The organism is Armatimonas sp. (assembly GCF_031410135.1).
Classification (GTDB): Bacteria; Armatimonadota; Armatimonadia; order Armatimonadales; family Armatimonadaceae; genus Armatimonas.
The window spans coordinates 1-9,479 of record NZ_JANNYP010000736.1; the positions used below are offsets into that span (position 1 = coordinate 1).

The 9,479-nt window shown below is 57.2% G+C and carries 11 protein-coding genes; 7 read left to right on the plus strand and 4 right to left on the minus strand.

Annotated features, from left to right (window positions below; genetic code table 11):
- Positions 1-377, minus strand: a 377-nt coding sequence (locus RMO15_RS26820) for a hypothetical protein (protein WP_309720054.1), incomplete at its 3' end; no start/stop codon positions are given.
- Between the two features lie 52 nt (positions 378-429).
- Here RMO15_RS26820 and RMO15_RS26825 point away from each other — a divergent pair.
- From RMO15_RS26825 to RMO15_RS26835, 3 genes are all read left to right on the plus strand, one after another.
- Entirely contained in the window at positions 430-1,185 is a 756-nt protein-coding gene (locus RMO15_RS26825; RefSeq protein ID WP_309720056.1) for a sugar phosphate isomerase/epimerase, read from the plus strand.
- 6 nt (positions 1,186-1,191) lie between these two features.
- Entirely contained in the window at positions 1,192-1,386 is a 195-nt protein-coding gene (locus RMO15_RS26830; protein WP_309720060.1) for a hypothetical protein, read from the plus strand.
- Positions 1,387-1,637: 251 nt separating this feature from the next.
- On the plus strand, positions 1,638-2,804 hold the full coding sequence (locus tag RMO15_RS26835) for a hypothetical protein (RefSeq protein WP_309720062.1): 1,167 nt from the start codon (positions 1,638-1,640) through the stop codon (positions 2,802-2,804).
- Here RMO15_RS26835 and topA read toward each other — a convergent pair.
- Positions 2,801-5,095, minus strand: a complete 2,295-nt coding sequence (topA, locus tag RMO15_RS26840; RefSeq protein ID WP_309720065.1) for a type I DNA topoisomerase — start codon at positions 5,093-5,095, stop codon at positions 2,801-2,803. The two genes, RMO15_RS26835 and topA, sit on opposite strands and share 4 nt — an antisense overlap.
- Between topA and RMO15_RS26845 the strand changes: the two genes are divergently transcribed.
- Complete coding sequence (locus RMO15_RS26845) at positions 5,089-5,787, plus strand: hypothetical protein (protein ID WP_309720068.1); 699 nt, start codon at positions 5,089-5,091, stop codon at positions 5,785-5,787. The genes topA and RMO15_RS26845 overlap by 7 nt on opposite strands.
- On the opposite strand, the gene RMO15_RS26850 is transcribed toward RMO15_RS26845, so the two are convergent.
- Positions 5,784-6,248: a 23S rRNA (pseudouridine(1915)-N(3))-methyltransferase RlmH gene (locus RMO15_RS26850; protein ID WP_309720071.1), complete on the minus strand. Its 465-nt coding sequence runs from the start codon at positions 6,246-6,248 to the stop codon at positions 5,784-5,786. The genes RMO15_RS26845 and RMO15_RS26850 overlap by 4 nt on opposite strands.
- On the minus strand, positions 6,248-6,754 hold the full coding sequence (locus RMO15_RS26855) for a hypothetical protein (protein ID WP_309720073.1): 507 nt from the start codon (positions 6,752-6,754) through the stop codon (positions 6,248-6,250). Before RMO15_RS26855 ends, RMO15_RS26850 begins: the two co-directional genes overlap by 1 nt.
- A gap of 49 nt (positions 6,755-6,803) precedes the next feature.
- Between RMO15_RS26855 and RMO15_RS26860 the strand changes: the two genes are divergently transcribed.
- The 3 genes from RMO15_RS26860 to RMO15_RS26870 form a co-directional block, all read left to right on the plus strand.
- On the plus strand, positions 6,804-8,180 hold the full coding sequence (locus tag RMO15_RS26860; RefSeq protein WP_309720075.1) for a DUF1552 domain-containing protein: 1,377 nt from the start codon (positions 6,804-6,806) through the stop codon (positions 8,178-8,180).
- Positions 8,181-8,269: 89 nt separating this feature from the next.
- Positions 8,270-8,695: a DUF4351 domain-containing protein gene (locus RMO15_RS26865; protein WP_309720078.1), complete on the plus strand. Its 426-nt coding sequence runs from the start codon at positions 8,270-8,272 to the stop codon at positions 8,693-8,695.
- A 359-nt stretch (positions 8,696-9,054) separates the two neighbouring features.
- The coding region (locus RMO15_RS26870) for a hypothetical protein (RefSeq protein WP_309720080.1) at positions 9,055-9,479 on the plus strand (425 nt) is incomplete at its 3' end.

Genomic DNA, 9,479 nt, shown 5'->3' on the forward strand with positions numbered 1-9,479 from the left:
GAGACCTCTAAGTTGCCGTACCAGTCAATCCAACGCCGTCCCGCCTTTGGTTCCCCCACTTTGAGGCGCTCGACGTAGGGTAGCTTCTCGGCGAGATAGGTCTCCACAAGTTGATCCAGCGGGCCGCAGGTGAGGCCCATATCGTGCTTTCCCCGCAGGCCCAGTAGCGCCACGGGCTTGCCGCCGCGGACGCAAAACTCCGCGGTGTCTTGTATCCAGACATCGGAAGCGTGGGTTGGGTCATTGGCAATGGCGTGCACCGGTACGGGCGAGAGCCGCATCAGCTCCGCAACAAAAGCTCGTGTGCGCGGCGTTGCGACTACAAAGAGCGCGTCTACGGGATCAAGAGAAGAGCAGAGCAAAACGGGAGTTTCCATGAACTAGAGTTTACCCGCAGGAGAATGCCCGCTGACTGGTGAAGTAGTTTCCATGAGCAAGATTCCGGTTTGTTTACAGATGTACACGGTTCGCGACGATGCCCAGCGCGACCTGGCAGGGACACTGGCCTATGTGGCGAGCCTTGGCTATCAAGGTGTGGAACTGGCGGGCTATGCGGGCAAGACTGCCGAAGAGTACAAGGCGCTTCTCGATGCCAATAACCTGCAGGCCATTGGGGCGCATGTTGGGGTAGATCTCGTCACGGGCAAGCCCGACCAAGCGATTGCCGAGGCGCGGCTCTTTGGCTACGACTATGTGATCGTGCCTTGGATCGGCAAGCCCTACACCGAGTCTCTGGCGGGCTATGCCAAGCTAGGAGCGGAGCTGAGTGCGATTGCTCCTGTGTACGCCGATGCTGGTCTGACGCTCTGCTACCACAACCACGCTTTTGAGTTTGATCTCTCAGAAGGCGGCAAGACGGGCCTTGATGTTCTCTTTGAGTCCGCGCCAGCTGTCCTAGCCGAGCTCGACACGTTCTGGATCAAAAAAGGTGGGCAGGGGATTGCGGACTATTTAACACGACTCTCCGGGCGTGTCCCGCTGGTGCATCTGAAAGACATGGACAGTGAGGGCAACTTTGCACCCGTGGGAACCGGAACTGTAGACTATCCGGCGCTCTTCGCGGCAGCAGAGGCGTCAGGAGCGAGGTTCTACATGGTGGAGCAAGACAGCTGCCAGGCACCGCTCACACCGCTTGAGTCCATCAAGATCAGTATCGAGAACCTGAAGGCCTGGGGCAAGGTTTAGCACCCGATGCGTCTTGTCGGCTGGGTTGGTTTAGGGGTCTGTAGTATCGGACTACTTATTGACCTCGCGGCCTACCACAAGCTGAGCCGTGTTGGGGCAGGAGCGGAGCTCGCTACTGCCCTGCGGACACTCTTCTGGGGTATGGCACTCTTTCCGATTGGGGGGAATCTGTGCCTGGTATTACTGCGACGAAGCAAGTAATTCTTTCTCATGATATACTCAAAAAAGCCTTGACACACCTTTGACACAGGAACTTTTGTGTCAAAGGTATTGTCTTATGAGATGTCTTTTCATTTGTTTCTAAACAGAAAAGCACCCCCCGAACTATTATGATGACACCTGATTCTCCGATTTCGCCACGCCGCCGACAAGATATTCTTAATCGTGTACGGCAACGACAGACACTTCGCCAACCTCTCTCTACGGATGAAATTCTTCAAGCAGAGCAGCAAATGTTTGCAGAGGATGAAGTCTATGTCCCCCAGCTTCTTCAGGCTTACGCACTCTTGCAGGGAAATGCACCCCTTGAGGATATCGCTAGCTTTATTCGTGAGCCGGAGCCTCTTCCGACGTTCCAACCACCCCCGACTGTGCCCGCTCCTCCCCGCGCTGCTCCTGCAATAGTTGTTGCCCCTGTGGCACAGCGCGATAATGTTCTCAAGCCGCCTCCTGCGGGTAAAGAGCCAACCGAGTTTGATCGTCACCACAATGCCATACGGCTCTATGTCATTCAGCAGTTTGAGGAAGGCAAGAAGTCCCGTGAGATTGCGGGGATGATCGGAATCACGCCGCATAAACTGGCACGGTGGTACAACCAAGTCAAAGAGCTTCCTGCGACCATGCATCTCTGGATTCCGCTTATAGACGAAGAAGAAGTAAAAGCTAAAGAGAGTGCTCCTCCAAAAGCGGCTGAAGCGCCTGAGCCTGAGCAAGTGGTCGTGGCAAAGGCCCCGCGTGCTGTTGAGCCTAGCCGTGAAGCCGTTAAAGCAGCCCGGCGTGCGCTCCGCAACGCAGCTAAAAATACGCAAGTGGCTCGGGATCAGGAAGAAGTGGCGACCTGGATTCGCATCAATACAGTGTCTGAGGAAGATTCCGCCGTGGCGAGCCGACTTGCGGCACTTGCCTTCCACCGTCAGGAATGGAGTCTGTCTCGTATTAGTCGCGCCTTGGATCTGGATGTCTCGACCATCAGCCGCTGGATGACCCGTGCGCGTCAGGCCGAGCAGGCCGAAGAGGCACTCCAGAAAGGGATGGATAAGCGCCGTACCGAGCAGAAGCTCCGCGACGAACAAAAACTCTTGGTGGCAGCGACGAAAAAAACGGTTCGGAGACCGCAGCCTCGACCTAAAGTGGCTCTCCCACGCCCCATTGCCCCGATCTCCGCGATGGCAAAACGCTCCGTCGGCATGCTGAATGCGATTTTAGAGCAAGCAGAGACCAGCGACAACGGGACAGTTCGCCTCTCTGTCGCCTCCGCCATCGAGCGTGAGCGGGTGATGGCGGCTCTCTCGATGCTGGATGTGGAGACGGGACGACCTCAGGCGCATGCCAAGGGGTTTTTGATTCCGCTACTGCCTGAGGAAGCCAGCTACCTCAGGCGGATACTCGCACAGGGCTAAGCCTCAGCGGGCTCTTCCTTCGGGGCGGCTTTGATGCTCTCGGAGTAGCCACATGCTTTGTTGGCACATGCGATACCGGTCAGCCGTCCTTTGAAAACTTTCTCGTGCAACAAGCCTTCGCACTGGGGACACTTGCGGTCGGTGAGAGGCTTTCCGGGTAGAGCCGTCTTGCAGGCAGGGTACTGATTACAGGAGTAGAAGACCCCGCTACGGCTCCGCTTCTCCACAAACTCGCCCTTACCACAAGCAAAGCACTTCACCCCTGTAGACTCTGCGGCGGGTTTGTCTTTGTGGATGTACTTACACTCCGGGTAGCCAGGGCATGCTAGGAACTTGCCAAAACGCCCCGTCTTCTCGACTAGAAGGCGGCCACAGTTGGGGCAGGGAATCTCTGAAACCACGGGCTCCGCCACCGGGGCAGCCTCACCATCTGCTCCTTCGGCAGCGAGTTTCTCGCTGTACTTGCAGTCCGGGTAACCCGAGCAGGAGATAAACTTGCCGTAGCGGCTGAACTTCTCCACGAGTGCCTTGCCACACTCGGGGCAGGCGCGGCCAATGTCCTTGGCGAACTTACCCATGTTCTCATCGGCAGCCTTCAGGGCAATCGCAAAGGGCTCGTAGAACTCCTTGAGCAGCGCGAGTCGAGTATCTGTACCCTCCTCAATTGCGTCTAAGCGCTCCTCCATGCCTGCAGTGAAGTGGACATCGAGGATCTGGGGGAAGGCTTGAACCAAAAGATCCGTCACGACATTACCTAGGTCCGTGGGCTGAAATTTTTTCTCGTTCAGCGCCACGTAGCCACGATCCTGAATGGTCGAGATAATGGAGGCGTAGGTACTAGGACGGCCAATGCCTTGCTCCTCCATGGTTTTAACCAGGGTCGCCTCGGTGAAGCGCGGCGGGGGCTCGGTGAAGTGCTGCTTGGGCAGGAGCTTGAGCAGGTCCAGCGGCATGCCCTCGTTGAGCGGCGGAAGCGGTGGCTTTTCGTCGTCGTCCACTTGTGCCGGGTTGTCCTTACCCTCAGTGTAGACCCGCAGAAAACCATCGAACTTGATCGTGGAGCCGGTTGCTCGGAACGTGTACTTTGCCGCCTCAATATCGGCCTGCACCACGTCCATCACGGCGGGCGACATCTGCGAGGCGATAAAACGTAGCCAGATCAGGCGGTAGAGCTTGTACTGATCGGCGTTGAGGCGTGTCTTGATGCTATCGGGCTCACGGGAGATATAGGTCGGGCGGATCGCTTCGTGGGCATCTTGCGCGGCGTTCTTGGACTTGTAGACATTGAACTTCTCCGGTGCGTAAGGCTTGCCGAAGTTGGCGACAATGTACTCTTTGGCCGCGACTTGTGCCTCGCCCGCAACGCGTGTCGAGTCGGTACGCATGTAGGTAATGAGGCCCACCGTGCCCGCATCGCCGCCTAAGTCAATACCTTCGTAGAGCTGTTGCGCCACGGTCATGGTGCGCTTACTGGAAAATCCCAGCTTGCGTGCCGCTTCTTGCTGAATCGTGGAAGTAATAAACGGGGCGTAGGCGCGTCGCTGGCGCTCAGACTTCTTGACCTTGGCGACCGTCCACGGCGCTTTTTCCACAGCCCGCAAGACCGCCATGGTCTCGTCCTCAGTTTTAATTTCGAGCTTCTTGCCCTCAAAGCCCGCTAAGTTGGCATCGAACGATTGCTTCTTGCCGGTCTGGGGCGCAAGGTTGGCGGTCAGGCTCCAGTATTCCACGGGTACAAAGGCCAGGATCTCGCGCTCTCTATCGCAGATCAGGCGGACGGCCACGGACTGAACACGTCCTGCGGAGAGGTCTTTACGCACTTTCTTCCAGAGGAGCGGGCTGATCTTGTAGCCGACCAGTCTATCCAGCGTCCGGCGTGTCTCCTGGGCCTCTACTTTATCTTGATTGATCTCACGTGGGTTGGCGAGCGCCGCATTGACCGCTGCCTTGGTGATCTCGTTAAAGACAATGCGCTTGATCTTACTCTTAGGGAGCTTGAGTGCCGTTGCGATGTGCCACGAGATCGCTTCTCCCTCGCGGTCAGGGTCGGAGGCGAGGTAGATGGTATCGCAGCCCTTGGCCGCCGCCGCGAGCTTACCGAGCACATCTTTACGGTCCGTCAGTGGCTCGTAAGTGAGTGCGAAGTCGTTTTCAATGTCCACTGACAATTTTGACTTGGGCAGGTCACGGACATGGCCCATGCTGGCCTCGACTTTGTAGTCGGGGCCTAGAAAACCCTTGATGGTTTTGGTCTTAGCCGGTGATTCAACGATAATGAGCGATCTTGCCATATTTTATTCCTGAGGGGGACGCCGCCGATTGTATCGCGGTGGCTCACCCCTTCGCCACGAGAGTGTACAATCCTATTCATATCATGGTTCCCAGCCCCGAGTTTTACTGGCACACCACGCCGCTCCACTTTCTTCCCGAGATTCTCAACGAGGGAGCCCTCCGTGCTTCGGTTCATCCACGCCCCACGGCACTCTCGCGGCGACGGAAGCTAGGGCTGGAGAACTATATCCATCTCTCGTTTTCCTCACAAACCCCACTCTTGGTGGACAAGCTCTCACGTGGCTATCCCCACGCGCTCCTGGCTTTCCCGCCTGAGATTGCTCAGCTTCCCGGCGCGGCGTATCTAAAGTACAACACCAAGCGCTGGGCACACCGGGAAGAGTTTATCCCGATCACTGACGCCACGGAAAAACAAGCCTTCCTCGCCGAGTGGCGCACCGGTAGATACCCTTCCGCGGAGCTTTTAATTCCCGAGCAGCTCTTACTGACCTACGCCTCCGCGCTTGTTTTTGCCTCACAAGTTGAAGGTGATTGGCTCGCAGCCTTCTCTCTGCCTACTCCTCCGATTAGCATCGCCCCGGAAAGGTTCCCTGCGGGTTCGGCTCCCGACCTCACGCTCCTGTGGGAGTGGAGAGAGAGCTGTGAGCGAGCGGGTGCGCTTTTGTCACCTCCCGATTTGCCGTTTGACTAGCGGTGATACGCTTCGCCGCGGTTGATCTTGAAGGCGCGGTAGAGCTGCTCTACCAAGACTACTCTTGCCAGTGGGTGAGGGAGGGTCATCGGGCCAAACGAGAGCAGGAAGCTGGCGCGAGCACGGACTGCATCACTGAGGCCGTTGGCTCCGCCGATCAGAAACAACAAGTGGCTCTCGCCATCGGTGCAGACCTGCTCGATCTTGGCCGCCAGCGCCTCGGAGGCCAGCTCCTTTCCGCTGCCATCGCAGGCCACAACCCAGCCGCGCTCGGGTAGCTTGGCAAGCAGGCGCTCGCCCTCTTTCTCGCTATCAGCGCGGGTATCTTCCTCAACTTCGATCAACTGAAACGTGCTGGTCTGGCCACCGAGTCGTTTGACATACTCGGCGATGGCGTCTTTCCAGTAGGTCTCGCGCAGCTTCCCGACACAGAGCACGGTGACCTGGGGACGTGCGGCCATTACTCGCTGCTCTCGCCAGGGAGAGGCGGCATGTTGGCAATCGAGATGACGCGCCAGTGCGGCTCGGTGTAGATTAGGTTGTGACGGCGCGATTCTTTTCGCATCACCAGAGTGAGCTGGTTCCCGCCCCAGAGCGTCTCGCTACCATCACCGAGCACCGAGGCCGCCGTAAAGACCACTCGCTGGTCGGGGTTGCCATCGGCGGAGGGAAGCATGCGGGGTGGGGCGACTTTCACATCGTAGCGCACGCCTTGCCCGCTCCGCTTTGCCTGGGTGAGCAGAATCTGCATCCTCGCTTTATTCATCATCCCGCTCTTGAAGTCGTTGGAGATCAAGTCCATCATGGATGACACTCTCCCCGCCTGAGCATAATCAGCGGCCTCTTGTAGCGACTCCGCGATCTGAAGCTCCGGTGTTGCTGCCGGGCGTGGTGCGAGCGACCAGATACCCGCTACGACAAGCATCAGGGCACATATCACCAGAACTATCTTACTAACTTTACTCATTGGACTTTCTCCTTATCATTATAAACGGCGCTGCGGTAAAATGGTTACGATGAAGACGCTAACACGACGGACTGTTTTGCGGGGCGCGGGTGTCGCGCTTGCCCTGCCCGCTTTTGAGGCGCTGGCTCAGACCACGGCGAAGTCGCCAAATCGCTTGGCGGTGCTCTACATGCCCAACGGCGTGAACCCCTTCGCGTGGACACCTAAAGGCAGCGGAAGTCAGTTCGAGCTCTCGGAGATTCTCGCGCCTCTGGCTCCCGTTAAGGACGATATTCTCGTTCTCACCGAGCTAATGAACCATGGCTCGATCACGGGCGATGGGCACTACTACAAGATCGCGCCGTTTTTGACGGGCACCACCATCTCCAAGACCACGGGTGCAAACCTCAACGCGGGTGGCATCTCGATAGACCAGCTGATCGCACAGAAGCTCGGCAACCTCACCCCACTGCCATCGCTGGAGCTCTCCGTAGACCCTCCGACGACCTATGTGGATACCAACGTCGGCCTGACCGCGCTCTACGGCTCGCATATCTCCTGGAGCACGCCCACGACGCCCGTCTCGCGGGAGATCAATCCCCAGGCCGCTTTTGATCGCCTTTTCCGCCAGGGGCAGAGCGGAAAGGGCGTGAGCGCCAGCGATAAGTCTGTGCTAGACTCGGTGCTCGACGATGCGAGTGGCCTCAAGAAAAAGATCAGCGCCGCAGATCGCCTGAAGCTCGAAGAGTATCTGGATGCCGTGCGCGCCGTCGAGAAGCGTATCGCCTTCGATGCCGCTCGCCGCAAGGGCTCCGTCTTGGACGATCCCATTCTGCGTGCGGAGTCTGAGAAACTCGATAAGCGCATCAAAGATTGGTATGCCGTTCCCGGTGACAAGCGGCCTTTAGACCACACGGAGCAAGTGCGGATCATGCTGGATCTGATGGTACTGGGCTTCTGGTCGGACTCCACGCGTGTCTCCACGTTCCTCTTCGGCAACGAGGTCTCCGGGCGCAACTTCGGCTTCCTGCCCGGTGTCCACGGCGGCCACCACGAGTACAGCCACCATGAAAACAACGCCGAAAAACTCGATGCCTACAAAAAAATCGGGATCTGGCACCTGGCTCAGTACGGCTACATGCTCCAGCGTATGAAAGCCATCAAAGACGGTGAGGGCACGCTGCTCGACAATAGCATGGTGCTCTTCGGAAGCGGTATCAAAGATGGCAATGCGCACAGCCCCTACAACCTGCCACTCGTGCTCGGTGGGCGCGGCGGCAACACGCTCTCCACAGGTCGCCACCTGACCTACGCCAAGAATACTCCGCTCTGCAACCTCCACCTCGGTCTCCTGCGCCGCATGGGGGTTCCGCTAGAGCGCTTTGGAGACAGCACCGGCGAGCTCAAAGGCCTTAGCGACAAAGACTTCAGTGGCCTCGCGGGGTAGCCAGAAATGGTCTGGTAGTCGGGCTACCGGATCTCGCAGCAAGTGAGTGGCAGAGTAAAAGCCCACTGGCAGCGGCGCTCTCATGTAAAATGAAGCCACTGTCAGACGGACGAGCCCAGCAGAAATTCTCTGCGCTTCTCAAGATTGCCCAGAGCCGCTATGGAGACTACCGAAAGTTGTTACTTGCGGATTTACTGGAGCGTTTCTTGCCTCTGGCAGATGTCGAAGAAGCGGCGTATAACCAGCTAAGACAGCAGATTCAGAGTCGGGAGGTAGAGCAGATGATTTCGATTTATGAAGAACGAGGAATTGAAAAAGGTCGGCTTGAAGGCCGGGTTGAAGGCCGCGAAGAGGGAGTACGGGCGACTCTCCTTCGTCAGGGGACGCGCAAGTTTGGTGAGCCATCCCGAAATACTCTCAGACAGCTCTCCACGATTCACGACCTCACACGACTTGAGGAGCTAGCTGACCGCATTCTTGATGCTAATAACTGGGAAGAACTACTTGCAGGTTGAAAAATGTAAGGGTTTATGAGTTTCGTGAGGGACGTAAGCCGCGTACGTGGGGCTGTCCGCTGACGGAGTTTATTCGATCTCTCTTCCCATCGGATTTTTATACTCACTTACCGCCTCTGGAGATTCTGAACCCGATCCTGCGTCGTGATGAGTGGCAAGAGGAATCGGAGGAGCCGAGGCACCCGATTGGTAACGGTCTTAGCTGGGAGCCGTTCGTGCTTACTGCAAAAGAGTACCAAGCGCTTATTGAAGAGCTCGTTTCGGAGTACGGACTCTCAAATCCTCCTTATCACATCACAACTCCCGAGGCGTGGGAACTTTGGCAACGGCACGAGAAAAAAACGGTAAAATGAGTTAAAATGAAGGTTGTTATTCGTCCTGTGGGGCGACCACTACCCGCTCACTTAGCGGAGCTACTGAAAGCCTGTCAGGAGCTCAATACGACGGAGACAAAGACGCTCGCGGGGCACTTGGGGCTGTCTCCTGCAAGTGTGAATGCCTACTTTCAGCGGGTTGCGGAGATGCTCGACACCGCAGATCGCTTTAGCTCGGTGCACCAGTCACAGCGCGTGGGGTATCTGCTGCGAGCTAGTGAGAACATGCTGGTCAATGGGGATTTTATGGAGGGGAACTGTAGTGATGCCCCTGGAAACTCCCGGGTGCAAGACATTAAAGTGGTGAGGTATCCCCTCTTCTGGGTCGGGCATTCCAGAACGCTTGAAAGACATCCCACTCACCACCCAAAAAGAAACCGCGAAGACGAGCGATCACCTCGGCACCCAAG